Annotated in this window: 16 protein-coding genes and 1 pseudogene; 15 read left to right on the top strand and 2 right to left on the bottom strand. The window is 48.4% G+C overall.

All coding sequences use genetic code 11. The features are described 5' to 3' along the window. Positions 1 to 66 precede the first annotated feature (66 nt). The 8 genes from GSO_RS02190 (at position 67) to GSO_RS02155 (ending at position 8,950) form a co-directional block, all read left to right on the top strand. The gene (locus GSO_RS02190; protein WP_010488443.1) at positions 67 to 1,047 is read left to right on the top strand and encodes a helix-turn-helix domain-containing protein; all 981 of its coding nucleotides are present in this window, start codon (positions 67 to 69) and stop codon (positions 1,045 to 1,047) included. Further along, positions 1,034 to 2,443, top strand: coding sequence for a RecQ family ATP-dependent DNA helicase (locus GSO_RS02185; protein ID WP_010488441.1), 1,410 nt, complete (start codon positions 1,034 to 1,036; stop codon positions 2,441 to 2,443). Before GSO_RS02190 ends, GSO_RS02185 begins: the two co-directional genes overlap by 14 nt. A gap of 59 nt (positions 2,444 to 2,502) precedes the next feature. Continuing rightward, a complete protein-coding gene (locus tag GSO_RS02180; protein WP_010488440.1) occupies positions 2,503 to 3,165 on the top strand; it encodes a LysM peptidoglycan-binding domain-containing protein in 663 nt (220 codons plus the stop codon). Positions 3,166 to 3,230: 65 nt separating this feature from the next. After that, complete coding sequence (gene cmk, locus GSO_RS02175; RefSeq protein ID WP_010488437.1) at positions 3,231 to 3,896, top strand: (d)CMP kinase; 666 nt, start codon at positions 3,231 to 3,233, stop codon at positions 3,894 to 3,896. Positions 3,897 to 3,984: 88 nt separating this feature from the next. Further along, the gene (rpsA, locus tag GSO_RS02170) at positions 3,985 to 5,298 is read left to right on the top strand and encodes a 30S ribosomal protein S1 (RefSeq protein WP_010488435.1); all 1,314 of its coding nucleotides are present in this window, start codon (positions 3,985 to 3,987) and stop codon (positions 5,296 to 5,298) included. Positions 5,299 to 5,439: 141 nt separating this feature from the next. After that, complete coding sequence (gene der / locus GSO_RS02165) at positions 5,440 to 6,747, top strand: ribosome biogenesis GTPase Der (protein ID WP_010488434.1); 1,308 nt, start codon at positions 5,440 to 5,442, stop codon at positions 6,745 to 6,747. A gap of 233 nt (positions 6,748 to 6,980) precedes the next feature. Further along, a complete protein-coding gene (hbs, locus tag GSO_RS02160; protein WP_003658248.1) occupies positions 6,981 to 7,256 on the top strand; it encodes a non-specific DNA-binding protein Hbs in 276 nt (91 codons plus the stop codon). A 425-nt stretch (positions 7,257 to 7,681) separates the two neighbouring features. Next, the gene (locus tag GSO_RS02155) at positions 7,682 to 8,950 is read left to right on the top strand and encodes a tetratricopeptide repeat protein (RefSeq protein WP_010488421.1); all 1,269 of its coding nucleotides are present in this window, start codon (positions 7,682 to 7,684) and stop codon (positions 8,948 to 8,950) included. 11 nt (positions 8,951 to 8,961) lie between these two features. On the opposite strand, the gene GSO_RS02150 is transcribed toward GSO_RS02155, so the two are convergent. After that, a complete protein-coding gene (locus GSO_RS02150; protein WP_010488418.1) occupies positions 8,962 to 9,840 on the bottom strand; it encodes a YitT family protein in 879 nt (292 codons plus the stop codon). A gap of 101 nt (positions 9,841 to 9,941) precedes the next feature. Between GSO_RS02150 and GSO_RS02140 the strand changes: the two are divergent. The 5 genes and pseudogenes from GSO_RS02140 (at position 9,942) to GSO_RS02120 (ending at position 15,286) form a co-directional block, all read left to right on the top strand. Further along, a pseudogene (locus GSO_RS02140) lies at positions 9,942 to 11,137 on the top strand (CCA tRNA nucleotidyltransferase). Between the two features lie 125 nt (positions 11,138 to 11,262). Next, positions 11,263 to 11,718 carry a hypothetical protein gene (locus GSO_RS02135; protein WP_010488414.1) on the top strand — a complete coding sequence of 152 codons (456 nt, stop codon included), beginning with the start codon at positions 11,263 to 11,265 and terminating at the stop codon, positions 11,716 to 11,718. A 95-nt stretch (positions 11,719 to 11,813) separates the two neighbouring features. After that, positions 11,814 to 13,706: an ABC-F family ATP-binding cassette domain-containing protein gene (locus GSO_RS02130; RefSeq protein WP_010488412.1), complete on the top strand. Its 1,893-nt coding sequence runs from the start codon at positions 11,814 to 11,816 to the stop codon at positions 13,704 to 13,706. A gap of 27 nt (positions 13,707 to 13,733) precedes the next feature. Next, the gene (locus GSO_RS02125) at positions 13,734 to 14,684 is read left to right on the top strand and encodes a thymidylate synthase (protein WP_010488409.1); all 951 of its coding nucleotides are present in this window, start codon (positions 13,734 to 13,736) and stop codon (positions 14,682 to 14,684) included. A 116-nt stretch (positions 14,685 to 14,800) separates the two neighbouring features. Further along, entirely contained in the window at positions 14,801 to 15,286 is a 486-nt protein-coding gene (locus tag GSO_RS02120; protein ID WP_010488407.1) for a dihydrofolate reductase, read from the top strand. Positions 15,287 to 15,437: 151 nt separating this feature from the next. Here GSO_RS02120 and trhA read toward each other — a convergent pair whose 3' ends face one another. Further along, positions 15,438 to 16,079: a PAQR family membrane homeostasis protein TrhA gene (trhA, locus tag GSO_RS02115; protein ID WP_010488405.1), complete on the bottom strand. Its 642-nt coding sequence runs from the start codon at positions 16,077 to 16,079 to the stop codon at positions 15,438 to 15,440. Positions 16,080 to 16,272: 193 nt separating this feature from the next. Here trhA and GSO_RS02110 point away from each other — a divergent pair, with 193 nt between their 5' ends. Both GSO_RS02110 and GSO_RS02105 read left to right on the top strand, forming a co-directional pair. Next, positions 16,273 to 17,115 (top strand): DegV family protein, encoded by an 843-nt coding sequence (locus tag GSO_RS02110; RefSeq protein ID WP_010488403.1) that lies wholly within the window; start codon positions 16,273 to 16,275, stop codon positions 17,113 to 17,115. A gap of 353 nt (positions 17,116 to 17,468) precedes the next feature. After that, the gene (locus GSO_RS02105; protein WP_010488401.1) at positions 17,469 to 18,314 is read left to right on the top strand and encodes an SGNH/GDSL hydrolase family protein; all 846 of its coding nucleotides are present in this window, start codon (positions 17,469 to 17,471) and stop codon (positions 18,312 to 18,314) included. Positions 18,315 to 18,316: the final 2 nt, after the last annotated feature.

Raw genomic sequence — 18,316 nt, 5'->3', positions numbered from 1 at the left:
AATCTTTTGTCATGATTTCAACTACCTGTCATTGTACAATAACAACCGGGAAAAGAGGTGCTTATTTTGCTGCCAGACTTGGTGATTCAATTTTTTAATACCCAACCGCGCCGCGAACGGTCTGTATTTGGGCTGTTAACCGGCAAACAAACCATTTCTATCCTCTATGCGGCTTTGAGTCACCATCAGTTGCAATGGCTCCATCTTTATCCCGGATTATCGAAGGAGGCGTTTTTAGCCGCCGTGGCGAAGCTAAAAGCGCAAAAATGTTTAGCGGCCACGGAAACCGGATTGGTGTTAACGGAAAGCGGCCAAAAGCGTCGGATTCAAGCAGCACAGAAGGTGTCACTACCTGCTTACTACCAACCATGGATGCGGGTTGACAGGTTCGCACCGCGCTTCTTTTTAGCAGTTCAGGTTTTATCCGAAGCCAGCTATCATTCGCAAGCTTACCGACCGATCAGTACTGATTGGGCAACCCAGCAGGCTGTGAAGCGCTGGTATCGACAAACGCGTGTTCAGACAGCGGTTGATGAATTAACCGATCTTTTTGAGCGATTACCGGCGTCACTTGCTGATGAGCTCGCCGCCAACCTGATCGGGCACAATTATGCAGGTCAGCGCCAACCGGCAACATTATCGGCACATTTTGCCAATGTGAATGCGTTAGCTGCGTTGATTCAGGAAATTGCTGCAGCCAAGAATCAATGGTATGCCTTGTGGGGTGGACCGCAGGAGTTGGTGACGCGTCCGGCTCAAGCGACCTTGAAGCAAGTTCGGTCAGGCGTTGATTTGGAGACAGTTGCCGCACAAAGTCATCGCAAAATGAGTACTGTCAAAGAGCATCTACTATTAGCCGCTATCATGGGTCAGGATGTTCCGATAGCCAGACTGATTACGCCAGCGGTGCATCACGCTTTGGATCAGGTGGATCAATGGCAGGATCATCAGGCGTTACTGGCGATGATTCCGGGCAGTGATTTTTTTCAGATTCGTTTGTTTCAGATTTTTAAAATGCAAGGGAGATGGCCGTGTGCCGCAACTTGAAACTTTATTGGCCGGCCACTTTGGCTTTGAACATTTCCGGCCCGGACAAAAAGCAATTATTCAGGCAATCTTAGCGGGACAAGATACTTTGGGGATCCTGCCAACCGGTAGCGGCAAGTCGCTTTGTTATCAGTTGCCAACGCTCGTCAAAGCAAAGCCAACCTTGATTATCGAGCCGTTAATTGCTTTGATGCACGATCAGGTCGGGCGGCTACAGGCTGCGGGGGAGAAGCGAGTCTTGGCTTTGTCGGGACAAATTGCCCCAAATGTGTTTCCTGAAGTTTTGCGAAATCTGGGCCAGTATCGCTATCTTTTCATCTCTCCGGAAATGTTGCAGCGTAAGGATGTTTTGGCGGCACTCAAGCAACTTGACTTAGGCTTGTTTGTAGTCGATGAGGCCCATTGCATTTCCCAATGGGGCCCGGATTTTCGGCCGGCTTATTTGCAGTTGGGGCAAGTTCGAAGCCAGTTACACGTTGATGCCGTTTTGGCGCTCACGGCAACCGCGCCGGAACGGGTTCGCGCTGACATTTTGACGCAACTGAACATGCAGCATCCAGTAACGATCGCTGGCTCGGTTGATCGCCCGAATATTTTTCTCGGGGTTGACGTCTTTCCCAACGAGGAAGCAAAGCGGCAGAAGCTTCAACATATCATGGCAGCGAACATTGGCCCGACGGTTGTCTATTGTCCCACCCGTGCAGCATCTGAAAACCTGGCCGGCGAATTGCAAAAGACCGGGACGGCAGCCGCTTTTTATCATGCCGGATTGGACCAGCATCAGCGTGATTTGATTCAGCGGCAGTTTCAATCCGATCAGCTTCAGGTGATTTGCGCCACAAGTGCTTTTGGCATGGGCATCGATAAGGCAAATGTACGCCTTGTTGTTCATTTGTATGTACCGGAATCGCTTGAAGCGTATTACCAGGCAATCGGTCGCGCCGGACGTGATGGGGCGCCTAGTTTAGCGGCGATGGTGGTGACTCAGGATGACCTGAAACGCAGTCAGGCGCTGGCAGGGATGCTGCCTGATCAAACGATGATTCAGACTATTTTTGCCCACCCGGAGATTTATCGCAATTTTGATGACCCGCAAGTCAGCTTGATTGAAGCGTATATTACGGCCGGCTTTTCGCTGCTTCAAACGCAGCAGCAACTTGAAAAGCGAATGACGGAAAAACAGAATAGTTTTACGGCGATGGCAGCTTTTGTCAACGCATCCGGTTGTCGCCGGGCGTTATTACTTAAGCACTTTGATTCACCGGTTCCGGCACATGGCTCATTTTGCTGCGGCCCAGTGACGCCAGACGTTTTACAAACTTTTGCCACAGAAAAAGGACACCAAACGACCCCACCGAAACACTGGCAAGCCGTTTTTAGGCAAATCTTTAGATAAGCGGCGTCCTGATTTGCCGCGATATGATACAATAAATCCATGTAGTGAGGAGGTTCGTGATGGCCGAAAAAGATAAACACCAACATGACAGTGCGGATCAAGAACATAAGAGTGACGATCAAAACAAGCCTTGGGAAACCCTTTTCGATGATGATCGTGATGACCAAGGCAATTTAAGTCGATTGGCCACCCGTAAGAAACGCCAAGGCAGCTCAAAATTTACCTGGATTTTGGCAATTATTTTGATTTTGCTGGTTTTATCGCCAATTATTTACTTTAAGGTTTGGGGAAGCCAAGGCAGCAGTGGCTCAAATTTGTCAAATGACAAAGTGGTGATTCAAAGCGCCAAGAAAGCCAGCCATCGATCAAAGGTTAAAAAGTCCGAAAAATCTTCTAAAGCGGCAAAAACTTCTAAGAAAGAAGCAAGCAGCCAGCAGCCGGCACAGCAGTCGTCTACTCAACAACAGGAGACGGGTAAGGCATCGGAGGAAGCCAGCAGCGCCTCTGTACAAACACAGCCTAGCGCAGCGGCGTCTGCAGCGAGCACTGCAACGCCGAGTCAGGCCAGTACTGCGGCGGCCAATTCATACACGGTTAAGTCTGGGGATAATCTTTATCGGATTGCAACTAATCATGGGATGACGCTGGATGAACTTTTACAGTTAAACGGCCTTAGCGCCAATTCCAGCCTGACCCCCGGAACCGTTTTAAAAGTGAAATAAATGTAACGCGCCCCTGTTCGAACCATTGACATGATGAACAGGGGCGTGTGTTGTGGAGGAAATTCATGCAGATTGCGATCGACGGCCCGGCAAGCGCCGGCAAAAGTACCATTGCAAAACTTGTCGCCAAGAAATTGGGCTTTATTTATTGCGATACCGGTGCGATGTATCGTACCGTCACATATATGGCGCTTAAGGATCAATTACCGCTGGACGACGAATCAGCCATTATGCAACATCTCGCCAAGATGGTGATTCGGTTTGCACCCGGCGAAACGGAACAACGGGTTTTCATGAATGACGAAGACGTGACACTGGCCATCCGTGAACCTGATGTGACGAATAATGTGTCCCAGGTTTCTGCATTACCCCGCGTGCGAACTGAATTGGTCAAGCGGCAACGCGATATTGCGGCGACCCATGATATTGTGATGGATGGTCGCGATATCGGGACAACCGTTTTGCCAAACGCTGCTTTGAAAATTTTCATGGTAGCGTCAGTTACAGAGCGTGCTAAGCGGCGCTATAAAGAAAATGTTCAAAAGGGGATCACGACACCGCTGGCAACACTCGAGGATGAAATTGCCGAACGTGACCGTAAAGATTCCCATCGGGCGGTATCGCCGTTACGGCAGGCGTCTGACGCGATTCGGATCGATACGACGAATATGTCGATTGATGAGGTCGTGACGCGGATTCTTACATTAGTGGCAGAAACGAAAACGCATTAGTTAACCAGAGCGAAATAAGCGCTGGTAATTTGTTTCGTTTTCAAGTACAATAGATCCAGTATACAGCTGCATAGGAGGATTTTTTGGCATGAGTGATAATAACGTTAATGAGAACACCGAAACAATGGCGGACGCCCTTAAGAGTGTCACTACGGTAAAGATTGGTGACACTGTCAAGGCTGATGTCCTTGCTGTTGAAGATAAACAATTGATCGTTGGGATCGAAGGAACAGGCGTCGAAGGCGTGGTCCCGATCAAAGAGTTATCAACTCAGCCAATCGATGACATTCACGATGTTGCCAAGGTCGGCGACAAACTTGATTTAGTTGTGCTTTCAACGGTTGACAAAGATAAAGAAAATGGTCAGTTCCTGCTGTCCAAGCGCCGTCTGGAAGCACAAAAGGTTTGGAAAGAAATCCAGGCTAAATATGAGGCCGGCGAAACCATCACGGCACCTGTTACCAGCGTTGTTAAAGGCGGCTTGGTCGTTAATGCCGGTGTTCGTGGCTTTGTTCCGGCATCGATGGTTGAAGATCACTTTGTAGAAGATCTCAATCAATATAAAGGCAAAGAACTCGAATTTAAGATTATTGAAATCGAACTTAGTGAAAACCGTTTGATTCTTTCGCATCGAGCGATTGTTGAAGCAAGCAAAGCTGAAGCACGCAAAGAAATCTTTGCTAAGATTCAGCCTGGCGATGTTGTTGAAGGCAAGGTTGCGCGTTTGACCAACTTTGGTGCCTTTGTCGATCTCGGCGGTGTGGATGGTTTGGTTCATGTGTCTGAAATTTCATTTGACCATGTTGATAAGCCAAGCGATGTCTTGAAGGTTGGTCAAGAGATTAAGGTTAAGGTTTTGAATGTTGATCCTGACCGTAATCGGATCTCCTTGTCCATCAAGGCAACCTTGCCACAGCCATGGGATAGTATTGAAGAAAAAGCACCGGCTGGCTCAGTTTTGACCGGCACGGTTAAGCGTTTGACGACATTTGGCGCATTTGTCGAAGTATTCCCTGGTGTCGAAGGCCTTGTTCATATTTCCCAGATTTCACATGAACATGTTGCAACGCCAGCAGATGTTTTAAAGGAAGGCCAAGAAGTGAAGGTTAAAGTGCTGTCAGTTGACCCTGACGCACACCGCTTGGCATTGTCCATCAAAGCATTGCAGGATCGTCCGGCAGGCGCCAGCGAAGCGCCAGAGCACGAAGGCGGCAATAACAACGGCAACAACGAACGTCGCCGCTCATCCCGTCCGCGTCGTGGCAATGATCGTCATCAGTCGACATCGATTCCTGCTGAGTATCAGCAAGATGATTCCGGCTTCTCACTCGGCGATATCTTGGGCGATGCGTTGAAAGACGCTGCTAAAGGTAAGAACGATGATCAGGATGACAACAAGTAATTGTTCCGTCCTTTAAAAAGTTGAGCCTTGGCTCAACTTTTTTTATGGCTAACGGTCTGTTGCACATAAAATTAGCGGATCGGTTGCGATACATTTTAAAAGTGCTAATAAAAGACCTCAGCAAAGAAAGGAGGCCACTATATGGTTTTACCAACACTTGCCATTGTCGGTCGGCCCAACGTCGGTAAATCAACTATTTTTAATCGAATTCTCGGTGAACGGGTTTCGATTGTTGAAGATACGCCAGGCGTCACGCGTGACCGGATTTACGGAAAAAGTGAATGGCTGGGCAAAGAATTCGCGGTGATCGATACTGGCGGGATTGATCTCGGCGATGAGCCGTTTCTGTCCCAAATTAAAGATCAGGCTGAAATTGCCATTGAGGAAGCCGATGTGATTCTGTTTCTGACCAGTGTCGAAGCAGGTGTCACTGACGCTGATGAACGGGTCGCGCAGATACTTTATCGAGCGAAAAAGCCGGTTGTTTTGGCCGTCAACAAAGTCGATAATCCAGAGCGCCGGCAGGATATCTATGACTTTTATTCATTAGGCTTTGGCGAACCGTTTCCGCTTTCCGGTACCCATGGCATCGGTTTAGGCGATGTTTTGGATGCTGTTTTGGCGGTGTTCCCCAAAGAAGCCAATTCAGTTGAAGACGATAGTATCAAGTTTAGTTTGATTGGCCGCCCGAATGTCGGGAAGTCATCGCTGGTGAATGCTATTCTGGGCGAAAATCGCGTCATCGTGAGTCCCATTGAAGGCACCACCCGTGATGCAATTGATACCAAGTTTGAAACCGATGGTGAAACATTTACCATGATTGATACCGCCGGAATTCGTAAACGCGGCAAGGTTTACGAAAATACGGAAAAATACGCCGTACTGCGGGCTTTACGTGCGATTGACCGGTCGGACGTGGTTTTGGTTGTGATTAATGCGGAAGAAGGCATTCGCGAGCAGGACAAGAAAGTCGCCGGCTATGCTCATGAAGCCGGTCGCGGCATTATTATCGTGGTGAATAAATGGGATACGGTCGAAAAAGATAATCACACCATGAAAGACTTTGAGAATTTGATTCGTCAGGAATTCCAATATCTGGATTATGCGCCGATTATTTTTGTCTCAGCCAAGACCAAACAGCGTTTACAGAGCTTGCCAGCAATGATCGTCGAGGTTTCAGAAAACCAAACCCGCCGAATTCAGAGTAGTGTGTTGAATGATGTCTTGATGGATGCCATTACTGTCACACCAACACCGACAGTTAATGGGAAACGCTTGCGAATTTATTATATGACCCAAGTGGCCGTCAAACCGCCAACTTTCGTGGTTTTCGTGAATGATCCTGATTTATTGCACTTTTCTTACGAGCGTTTTCTCATAAACCAGTTGCGTCAAGCATTTGATTTTAGTGGAACGCCGATTCACGTCATTGCCCGTCAACGTAAATAAATTTTACAATGTTGGATAATGACTTTTCATTCAATAAATCGAGATTTTCGATAACCAATCCGCGATTTTCGGACAAAAATTTTGGCAAAAACCTTGTCACGGCGGGCTTGCTATGCTATGTTTAAACCTGAAATGGTGATACATAATTATCATTGTTTCTTCATTCCTGAGCGGTCAGGAATGAACATGTTTAGGTGTTCACGCACCTAATCAATTATGGAGGTGAAATGTTCATGGCAAACAAAGCAGAATTGATCGAAAGCGTTGCAACTGCAACCGGTTTGACCAAGAAGGACGCAACCGCAGCTGTTGATGCAGTTTTCGGTTCTATCCAGGATTCCCTTTCTAAGGGTGACAAGGTTCAATTAATCGGCTTTGGTAACTTCGAAGTTCGTGAGCGTGCTGCTCGTAAGGGTCGCAACCCACAAACCGGTGCCGAGATCAAGATCCCAGCATCTAAAGTACCAGCATTCAAGCCTGGTAAAGCACTCAAGGATGCCGTTAAATAAACGGTTCAATTGAGTCAACTGTTAAAGTACCACCAAAAACCGAGTCTTAGCGGACTCGGTTTTTGCGCGTTTTGGCTGTGATAAGGTCATGATGTGGTTACTGGCTCAAGTACCGGTTCACGCCCACATTAACGCGTTCACTGGCGCAGAAGTCTACGTGTAAGGACCTTAGTCGCAATGACCTAAGCCCGGGCCATCACGCTAAGGCCACTTACACGCTGACTTCTAAGCACGCCGGTTCACGCTCACATTAACGCGTTCACCGGCGCAGAAGCCTGCGTGTAAGGACCTTGGTCGCAATGGCAAAACCCGCCATCACGCCCAAGGCCACTTACACTCCGGCTTCTCCCGCGCCGGTTCACGCTCACACATGTTAAACTTATGCATATGGAATTTATTTTGGCTTTTCAGATACGGAGGCAGCTATGAGTTACGCACAAAAAATGCTTGATGCACTTGAAGCAGGTCAGATGGAAACGGCGCGGCAACTTTTTACGCAGGTTTTGAAGCATGATGACGACGAAACCCAATATAATCTAGCTGAAGAACTTTACGCTATGGGCTTCAATGGTCAGGCTAAGCGGCTGTATCAAGGCCTGTTAGGTCGTTATCCAGATCAAGGCGACTTGGCCACTGCTTTAGCCGATATTGCGGTTTCTGATGGCGATACAGATGCCGCACTGAACTATCTGAGTCGCATTCAGCCAGGCGATCCGGCTTATGTCCAAAGTCTGGTAAGCGCCGCCGATGTTTATCAGACACTGGGGTTGTATGAAGTTAGTGAGCAGAAGTTATTGGAAGCCAAGAAACTGGCGCCCAAAGAGCCGGTCGTAACATTTGCGCTTGGTGAGTTTTATTTTGACTGGGGCCATTTTCCTCAGGCAATTGCGGCGTACAACGAGCTTCTTGCGGGCGGAACCAAGGAACTTGCCGGGGTTAACATTGAAGCACGGCTGGCGGCCAGTCTGGCGCAAACCGGCCAGTATGAAGACGCAGTGGCTGCTTATGAGGATGTCGGTGTGGATGCATTGGATCTCAATGGCCGATTTGAACTTGGCGGTTTGTATTTGCAGTTGGATGATCCGGCCAAGGCCATTACCAACTTACAGGCGGTAATTGACACCGATCCAAGTTATGCCAATGCTTATTTACCGTTGGCACGTGCGTATGAGGCCCAGAATCAGCCTGATAAGGCCTTAGACACCGTTCAAGCGGGGGTTATGGTGGATAACACGAACCCCGACTTATACGCGTTAGGCGGCAAACTAGCGCTTAGTGAAGATAATCCCGATTTAGCCGAAAATTATTTACAAAAAGCACTGAAAATCGATCCGGAAGATCAAGGCAATATGTTGGCCTGGAGTAATTTTCTGGTTCAGCAGGAACGTGATCAGGAGAATATCGATTTTCTTAGCCAGATTGATCGCAGCGGTGATGTCGACCCGCAGATTTACTGGAACATGGCTAAAAGTTATGATCGGCTAGATGATGTTAAAAAAGCCCGAGAGAATTACCTGTTAGCGTTCAATCGCTTCCAGGATTCGCCAGACTTTCTTCATGATCTGATTGATTTCTTCCAGTCAACCGGTGCCCGCGCCGAACTCAAAGCTGCTTTGGTTCGTTACCTGAAATTGGTGCCGACCGATGATGACATGCAAATGCGGTTAGATGAACTCAATGATGAGGCGGATTAAAGTGCGAGGGATTAGTGGCCGAACAAAAGTCGTCGCCGTTTCTTCTGGTAAGTGAAGCCTTCGCCTAATGCTTCGTGGACATCCAGAATGCTGATGAAGGCGTGGGGATCGATGGCTTCGATCAACCGTTTCGTATAGGCGATTTCCGTTGAGGCGACAACCGCGTAAACGACTTGCTTGCGATCATGCGCAAATCCACCTTCCGCGTGCAAAAAGGTGGTGCCGCGTTCAAGATCATTCATAATCGCCGTGGCAATTGCCTGGCTGTGGTCCGAAACGATCAGCACACCTTTGGCTGCATATGCGCCATCCAGCGTAAAGTTGACGATGCGGGAAAAGACGTAGGCACCCAGCAGTGTGTACATCATCAATTCAAGGTTCAAATAAGTCAGCGAAATGGTCAAAACGATTGCATCAAAAATGAGCAGTGTCCGCCCCATCGGCACCCCCGTTTGTTGCTCGACAATTCTGGCCACAACATCGGTGCCGCCAGTTGTGCCGCCGTGGCGGTAAATCAAGCCGCTGCCAAAACCGCCAAAAAGACCGGCCAGTACCCCGGAAATGAATAAATCATGATGAATGTCGATGCTCAGTGGGACCCGTTGCCAGATCCATAGCCATGCCGATAACATTAACGTTCCGAAAATCGTATATGCCAGCGCCCGTTTTCCCAGAAACTTATAACCCACGATGAGAAGCGGGATATTAAGCAGTACCGTGCTATAAGCCGGGTCCAAGTGCCACCAGTAACGAATCAGCAGCGTAATCCCCGTGACGCCGCCTTCTGCCAGGTGGTTGGCAATGTTAATATAGACCAAGCCAAATCCGTATAAAGCACAACCGAGAACAATCATCAAAAGATCCAGACAAATCCGCATGTTGCGTGACATAAGGTGCCTCCCAAAAAAGAATTTAAGCTCATTCTAACAGAAATCTTATCTTGTGGTGTTTTTGAGGTGAGGTCAACACCAAAACAAAAGGAGTAGCGTAAATGCAGTTAGATTTAAAGCAGCCTGATTTTCAAGCGGCAATTCCTATTTTAAAAAAATTGAAGCAGCCGGTTATGAAGCCTATTTTGTCGGTGGCAGTGTGCGCGATGCGTTGTTAGGGCTGCCGATCCATGATGTCGACATTGCCAGTTCAGCTTACCCGGAGGAGATTAAGCGCATTTTTAAGCGCACCGTCGATACCGGTATCGAGCACGGAACCGTGATGGTGTTGGACCATGGGACGGGATACGAAGTTACCACATTTCGGACCGAGTCACGGTATCAGGATTTTCGGCGGCCGGATCACGTGACATTTGTCCGTTCGTTGGCAGAAGATCTCAAGCGCCGGGATTTTACGATTAATGCTTTGGCAGTTCGCCATGACGGCACGATTATTGATTTATTCGACGGACTGACTGATTTGAAAAAGCACCAGTTGCGGGCAGTTGGTGATCCGCACGAGCGTTTTCACGAGGATGCGCTGCGGATGATGCGCGCCGTCCGGTTTGAAAGTCAGCTGGGTTTTCACATTGAGCCGGCGACCAAAGAAGCGATTACGGCAAATGCTCCGTTGCTAAAGCACATTTCGGTTGAACGGATTGCGGCCGAGTTTAATCGGCTGTTGATCGGGATTGATCGGCGGTTTGGTATTCAAGACTTTGTGACGACCGGATTGTTCGCGTATGCCCCGGCACTGGCTCGCCAGAGGACGGCTTTATGGCACTTTAGCGAGCTGCCGGACACCCCTTTTAGCGGCATTGCCAGCGGTTGGAGCACGCTGCTTTTTATGCTCAAGCTAGATCCGAAACCAACCTTAAAAGCCTGGAAGCAATCTAACGACTTAATTGACCTAGTCAGTCAGACGGTGACGCTGCTGGCCAAAATATCGACGCCGACTCCCTGGGATTTGTATACTGCCGGCTCCCGGGCTGTGGCAGTTGCTGGTGAAGTGGCCGCCTTACTGGAACCGAACTTTGATCGACAGGCGCTGGCAGCAGCATATGCCCGGCTGCCAATTCACGCCAAAAAGGAGCTAGCACTGACCGGGCGTGATTTAATCACAGCCGGTGTTCGTCCCGGCCCCGAAATGGGAAAATTGCTGCATCAGGTTGAATCACAGGTTGTGGTCGGTGTTTTGCCCAATGATCCCAAAAAGTTGTTGCCTGCAGCAATTGAAATGTCTCGAGAACGGCAGTGAGTGTGTTATGATGAGCATGTAAGCACATACAACAACGTCACATCAGGATCAATGCATGGTCGCAAGGCTTCCCAAAAGTTTCTGGCCAATCTTGATGCTGGTGTGATCGTGAAGGGGGATTTCTAATGGCAGAACATGTTTTTGAACAATTGGTTTTTCATTTTCGTAATGGTGATGAATGGACGGTCCAGCATGATGAGCTGGCCGATGTCTGGATCAGCCGGGTAACCACCAGCTATGGGCGGATTCACGGCGGCCAGATTCAGGAAATTCATCCTTGCAAGAGCTTCAAGGTTGAAATTTTGCCGGAAGCCGATCATGTCAAATCAAGCGACATCAACACCGGTTCACTTGAAATGGGGATGTTTGGCCGTGCCACGAAATACCAGGACATCGAGAAGATGGACTTGGTGTTTGACGAAGAAGCCAAGAAGCAGGTTCAAATTTACTTCCCGTTTAAGCAAAAAGATCCAAGTGGGCTTGATAATGAATATCAAACCAGCAAGCTAGCCAAGAATGGTCATCTTTACATCGTTATCGATGCCCAACATACCGTGGACGACGAATACCCGCGGATTTAAGGCAGCAAACAGGCAGGTCGACAAGTGGGTCGGCCTTTTCTTGTGCCTTGCTTCTTGCTAAGATGGACAACGATACAAGGGAAATGAGGGACAACATGCAGACGCTAACAGCAGAAGGCCTGAGCAAGGCATACGGTGACAAGCAATTATTCAAACAAATCGATTTTTTAATCAATGAAGGCGAACGCATCGGGTTGATCGGGGTGAACGGTACCGGAAAGACCACGCTGATTCGCGCCTTGGCTGGGCTGGAAGCATTAGACGCCGGCACGGTTAAAACGCCGAAGAATTATCGCATCAGCTACCTGGCCCAAGTACCTGATCTTGATCCTGAGCTGCCGATTATGGATGCCATTTATCGCGGTGATTCGCCGGTTTTTCAGGCTATTCGGCAGTATGAACGGGCATTGGCTGCCTACACCAAGGATCCACTGAATCAGGCGAAAACCGATGCCTACACCAAAGCCGATGCCCGAATGACCCAAGAAGACGCATGGTCGGCCGAAACCGATATTAAGACGATTCTGACACAGCTGCATATTGATGACTTGTCGGCTCGGGTCGGTAGCCTCTCCGGCGGGCAGCAAAAGCGGGTAGGACTGGCGCAGGTTTTGATTGAATCACCTGATCTCTTGCTACTGGATGAGCCGACGAACCATCTTGACTTTGATTCCATCGCTTGGCTCGAAAAATATTTAAGCAATTATCGCGGCGCCTTAATTGTGGTCACCCACGATCGCTATTTTTTGGATCGCGTCACCAATCGCATTTTTGAGTTGGATCGCGGCCGACTTTTCCAGTATCAAGGCAACTATCAGGCATATGTCGCCAAAAAGGCTGATCAACTGGAGGCCGAAAAATCGGCTAACCACAAACAGGCCCAGCTTTATCGCCAGGAGCTTGCCTGGATGCACGCGGGCGCCCAGGCACGGTCAACCAAGCAACAGGCGCGCATCAATCGATTCAAAGAACTGCAAGCAGCCAAAGACGATGCCCCCGCGCCAGATCAACAGTTGGATCCGATCCAGATTGCCAGTGCCCGGCTTGGCAAGAAAGTAATTGAGATGAATCACGCCAATCTGAGTTTTGGTCATCAGGTCATATTAAACGATTTTAACTGGTTGGTTCAGCCGGGAACCCGAATCGGCATTACCGGGCAAAATGGCGCCGGTAAGTCAACCTTGTTAAACATTATTGCCGGCAAGCAGAAGCTGGACAGCGGCACGATTTCGTTAGGAGAAACGGTTCAGTTGGGGTATTACACCCAGATGAATGCCGATCTCGATCCAAATAAACGGATCATTACCTATCTCCAGGAAGTTGGCGAAGAAGTCGTCCAGGCAGATGGTCAACGGGTATCGGTGACTCAGATGCTGGAGCAGTTTCTGTTTCCACGCAGTATGCACGGCACGTTAATCGGGCGACTTTCCGGCGGCGAAAAGCGGCGGCTGTATCTGTTGCAGGTGCTCATGCGGCAACCGAATGTTTTGCTTTTGGATGAACCGACGAACGATTTGGATATTGCGACGTTAACCGTTTTGGAAGATTATCTGGATCATTTTCCCGGCACCGTGATCACCGTATCGCATGATCGCTATTTTCTTGATAAAGTGGCCGATCAGCTGCTGATCTTCAATGGCAACGGCCAGATTGACCGTGCTGTTGGCGAATTTTCCGATTACCTGGCTAAGCAAGCCGCGCAACCGGCGACGCCCAAAGCTAAGCCTGTCGCAACGAAACCGGAACCGGAAAAAGTTACGCCGAAAGCGAAGTCGAAACTCACATACGCTGAAAAAATAGAGTATGATAAACTCCAACAAGAACTCGATGAACTTGACGAGCGCTTGGCCAAAGTGAAGGCGGAAATGGCCGATGTCAACGGCGAAGATTACGTTAAGTTAGGTGATCTTCAGGCAAAGATTGACAAAATCAACCAGACGATTGACCAGAAGTTTGACCGGTTCGCCGAGCTGGATCAATATGTATGAGCAATGAACGATAGAAGGGGAAAGACGATGTTAGAGCAGCCATATCTCGATCTTGCAAAAAAAGTCCTCGATGAAGGACATTTCAAACCCGATCGCACCCACACCGGCACTTACAGTATTTTTGGACATCAAATGCGCTTTGATCTCAGCAAGGGGTTCCCGTTGTTTACGACTAAAAAAGTGCCATTTGGCTTAATTAAAAGTGAGCTGTTGTGGTTCTTGCGCGGCGACACCAACATTCGGTTCTTACTGCAACATAAAAACCATATCTGGGACGAATGGGCGTTTGAAAAGTGGGTTGCCAGCCCGGAATACCATGGACCGGATATGACGGATTTTGGTCATCGCCGGGTAAAAGATCCCGAATTTGCAAAAGTTTATCGTGAAGAAATGGCTAAGTTCGACGAAAAGGTGTTGAACGATGATGCCTTCGCTGCGAAATATGGCGATCTCGGGCTGGTTTATGGTTCCCAGTGGCGTGCTTGGCGTACCAGTACCGGTCAAACCATCGATCAGCTAGCGGATGTTATCGAGCAAATCAAGACCCACCCGTATTCGCGGCGTTTAATCGTGTCGGCTTGGAATCCCGAAGATGTTCCGACCATGGCATTGCCGCCTTGCCATACGCTTTATCAGTTTTATGTCAATGATGGTAAGTTGTCCTTGCAACTTTACCAGCGGTCAGGCGATATCTTCCTGGGTGTGCCGTTTAACATTGCCTCGTACGCGTTACTGACGCATTTAGTCGCGCACCAGTGCGGGCTAAAAGTCGGCGAGTTCGTTCATACATTTGGCGATGCTCATCTCTATGTCAATCACATTGATCAGATCAAAGAGCAACTCACGCGCACCCCGCGTCCGGCGCCAACACTAGCTTTGAATCCGGATAAGCACGATATTTTTGATTTTGAGATGAAAGATATTAAATTGCTGAACTATGATCCATACCCGGCTATCAAGGCGCCAGTTGCGGTTTGACGGGCTTGTCAGGGGACTCATTAATGCGGCCCGTGGTATGATCAATGAAATTATTGATGGCAAAAATGTTTATCCAATGATTTGGGGATTTTTCAACGATCAAGGAGGAGATTCATATGACCGAATTTTTATGGGCACAAGATCGCAATGGCATTATCGGCAAGGACGGCCATTTGCCTTGGCATCTGCCGGATGATTTGCATTATTTTCGGGCACAAACGGTGGGCAAAATCATGGTTGTGGGCCGGCGTACCTACGAAAGCTTTCCTAAGCGGCCGCTGCCTGAGCGCACGAATGTTGTTTTGACTCATCAAGTCGATTATCAGGCGCCGGGAGCCGTGGTGCTGCACGATGTCCCTGAAGTCTTTGCATACGCCAAGCAGCACCCTGATCAGGATCTCGTCATCGCAGGCGGTGCACAAGTCTTTACGGCATTTAAAAACGACGTCGATACCTTATTGGTTACGCGATTGGCTGGGAGTTTTGATGGTGATACGAAAATGATCCCGTTAGACTGGGATGCTTTCACCAAAGTATCCAGCCGCACTGTTGAAGATGTTAATCCGGATTTGACCCACACGTATGAAGTTTGGAAAAAGTAGGCTTAATTCAACTTTAGTAAGCGCTACTTTTGGATGTATTAGTCTTTGCCAGTAAAACATGCCGGGGATAAAATCTCGGTAACAATAGCCACGAAAAAACGTCTCTTCACATGACGGGAGAGGCGTTTTTTCGTGGCTATTTTGGGTTGGTTTACAGATAAAAGTAAATCGATAAGTACATGCACAGGCTGCCAAGAATGACAAAGAGATGCCAGATAACGTGGATGTAAGGAATGCCTTTTTGTAAGTAGAGGATGGCACCGCCAGTGTAAGCTAAGCCGCCAGCCACTAATAAGCTGAATCCGACCGGGCCCAAGTGATGCCATAGCGGGACCATGCCGATCACGCAGAGCCAACCTAACACCACATAAATCATGGTTTCCAAATGTTTGAAGCGATTCAGGAAAAAGAGCTTATAGCCAATTCCCCCGAGGCATAAAGTCCAAATGGCGATTAAAAGACCGGTGCCGAGTTTGCCGCCAATGGCCACCAAGCAATACGGCAGGTAGGAACCGGCGATTAAAATGAAGACGCCGGAGTGATCCAGTACCTGCAAAACATGGCGGGCCTTGCTAAAATAGAAACCATGAAAGGCAGTTGAAGCAGTGTAGAGCAACATCAGCGAAACACCGAACCCGATAAGGCTGAATAATTCGACCTGACTACCACTGTTGATTCCCTTAACGCCTAACATGACGGTTCCCATCACAGCCAAGCCGAGTGCGAACGCATGGGTGATGGCACTAAACATTTCATTGTTAAATTCATAATGGCTTGATTTTGACACGCGCATTGCCAACCTCCTTGAAGACAGCCGTGTAAATTTTGAATGCGACTGTCGCTACTACATATCAAATTCTACCATGTTACGGTTTACAAAACAACGCAATGTAGTTATGATAACTAGGTAATGTATACTGACATTGGTTAGGGAGTTTGCTATAATTATGACGGTAGACGAACCTAACAGAAAGCGTGGCTCAGACATGGCAAATATCAAGATCGTCACGGATTCCTCCGTTCAACTGACTCCAGAAGAGATCAGCAAGTACCATATTACGGTTGTTCCGTTGACTATTATGATTGACAATACGGTTTACATTGACGGTGAAACGATCACCCGCGAAGACTTTATGGATGAAATGGCAGGGGCGCATAATCTGCCAAAGACATCCCAGCCGGCAATCGGCACTTTTACGGATGTTTTCGATAAGTTGACTGCCGATGGGAGCCAGGTGTTGGCGATTCATATGACGGAAACGCTTAGTGGCACCGTTAACTCAGCACGGCAGGCCGCGCAACTTGCAAAGGGCAAAGTGACGGTCGTTGATTCGTTATCGACGGATCGCGGGCTGGCCTTTCAGGTTTTGGCAGCTGCGGAAATGGCAGAGGCCGGTAAGGATCTGCAAACGATTCTTGATAAAATCAAGCAAATCCGCGACAACACAACATTGGTTTTAGGGGTCACGAGTTTGGATAACTTGGTTAAAGGTGGACGGATTAGTCGCGTTTCCGGTTTGATTTCGTCATTCTTGAATATCAAAGTTGTTTTGCAGTTGAAAGATGGCGAGTTGTCAGCGCTACGCAAAGGCCGCGGCATGAAGACCATCAATAACTTTATCACTGAAACAATCAGTCAAATGGCCAAAATGCCGAATATAAAAAGTGTTGGCATTTCAACGGCGGGTGCAACCGAGTTAGGTGAAGACGTTGGCAAGCGCATTGCGGAAGTCTTACCAAGCGTCCCGGTTCTGGTGCGGCCAACCGATCCGGTCATCGCAACCCACACCGGTCCCGGCGCCCTTGCGATCATTTATTACGTTGATTAAATTTTATATAAACTTCGATCGGCCGGCGCGGAGGCGTTGGCCTTTTTTGTTTGTGAGCGTGAACCGGCGCGGAAGTGGCCTCAAGCTTAAATGGCTGGTTTTTGGCCATTTAGGCTTGAGGTCCTTATGTGGAGGTTTCTGGGCTGGTGAGCGCGTTATAGCCAAGCGCAGGCTCAACGACACATCCGCACTCAGTCAAACACCGCTTCCTAAACGCCAACAACCACCACGCAAAAATAACTGGTATCGATACCATAAAAACAAGTCAAAAAGCATTCACCTTTGTTTATTCACCCGCAGTCAAGTACAATAATCTATTATGATCAACAACACATACGTTTATGGGAGGCAATATGGCTAAATTAAAAAATATTTTTATAGCTTGTAGCGTCGTGCTGATTGCCTGCCTGCTGGCGTTTGGCGGGTGGCAGCTGTTTGGGCCGGCAACCGACCCTAGTGAGGTTAAAGTTGCCTCGAGCACGCCTAAACAGATCCAGCTGACGGCGGTTGGCGATTCGTTAACTTATGGTGTCGGCGACGCAACCAACAATGGCGGGTATGTCGGGTTAACGAAAAGTGATTTAGAGGCAACCGGCCAGTATCAGGTCACTACGAAAAATTACGGGGTTAGTGGCGACACCAGCACGCAAATTCTCAACCGCATCAACAAACAGGCCAAGATCCGTACTGACCTGAAACGCGCCAATATCATTACCGTGACTGCCGGCGGAAATGATTTAATGCATGTCCTCCAAAAGCACTTTTTGACGTTATCTGAAAAGCAGATTACGGCAGGCAGTACTGCGTTTCAAAAACGCCTGACAACGCTACTTACCACGATTCGCAAGGAAAATCCATCCGCGCCGATTTATGTTTTCGGCATTTACAACCCATTTTACGTCTATTTTCCAAAAATGACGGCCATGACTAACAGCGTTACCGCGTGGAATGAAGCGACTCAAAAAACGTTACATCAGTTTAAACACGTTTATTACGTTGATATTGACAGCGTTTTGTCGAGCGGGGACACAGCAGCAAACAAGGCTTCGGCTAAAGAAGCGCTCAAAGAAGCGACTTCCGGCGAAGGTAATCCGCTTATTTTCTCTCAGGATCATTTTCATCCCAATAATGCTGGTTATGCGCAGATGACGAAGCAGCTTATGAAACAAATACAGGCAACGAAGAAAGAGTGGGAGTAGGT

This window comes from Lacticaseibacillus zeae DSM 20178 = KCTC 3804 (assembly GCF_000260435.1).
Lineage (GTDB): Bacteria > Bacillota > Bacilli > Lactobacillales > Lactobacillaceae > Lacticaseibacillus > Lacticaseibacillus zeae.
Note: the sequence above shows the minus strand (reverse complement) of the source record. Positions and strands in the feature narration are given on the sequence as shown.

Coding starts and splice junctions, on each gene's coding strand:
- GSO_RS02180 (WP_010488440.1), top strand. CDS start 2,503: ATGGCCGAAAAAGATAAACACCAACATGACAGTGCGGATCAAGAACAT.
- cmk (WP_010488437.1), top strand. CDS start 3,231: ATGCAGATTGCGATCGACGGCCCGGCAAGCGCCGGCAAAAGTACCATT.
- rpsA (WP_010488435.1), top strand. CDS start 3,985: ATGAGTGATAATAACGTTAATGAGAACACCGAAACAATGGCGGACGCC.
- der (WP_010488434.1), top strand. CDS start 5,440: ATGGTTTTACCAACACTTGCCATTGTCGGTCGGCCCAACGTCGGTAAA.
- hbs (WP_003658248.1), top strand. CDS start 6,981: ATGGCAAACAAAGCAGAATTGATCGAAAGCGTTGCAACTGCAACCGGT.
- GSO_RS02155 (WP_010488421.1), top strand. CDS start 7,682: ATGAGTTACGCACAAAAAATGCTTGATGCACTTGAAGCAGGTCAGATG.
- GSO_RS02150 (WP_010488418.1), bottom strand. CDS start 9,840: ATGTCACGCAACATGCGGATTTGTCTGGATCTTTTGATGATTGTTCTC.
- GSO_RS02135 (WP_010488414.1), top strand. CDS start 11,263: ATGGCAGAACATGTTTTTGAACAATTGGTTTTTCATTTTCGTAATGGT.
- GSO_RS02130 (WP_010488412.1), top strand. CDS start 11,814: ATGCAGACGCTAACAGCAGAAGGCCTGAGCAAGGCATACGGTGACAAG.
- GSO_RS02125 (WP_010488409.1), top strand. CDS start 13,734: ATGTTAGAGCAGCCATATCTCGATCTTGCAAAAAAAGTCCTCGATGAA.
- GSO_RS02120 (WP_010488407.1), top strand. CDS start 14,801: ATGACCGAATTTTTATGGGCACAAGATCGCAATGGCATTATCGGCAAG.
- trhA (WP_010488405.1), bottom strand. CDS start 16,079: ATGCGCGTGTCAAAATCAAGCCATTATGAATTTAACAATGAAATGTTT.
- GSO_RS02110 (WP_010488403.1), top strand. CDS start 16,273: ATGGCAAATATCAAGATCGTCACGGATTCCTCCGTTCAACTGACTCCA.
- GSO_RS02105 (WP_010488401.1), top strand. CDS start 17,469: ATGGCTAAATTAAAAAATATTTTTATAGCTTGTAGCGTCGTGCTGATT.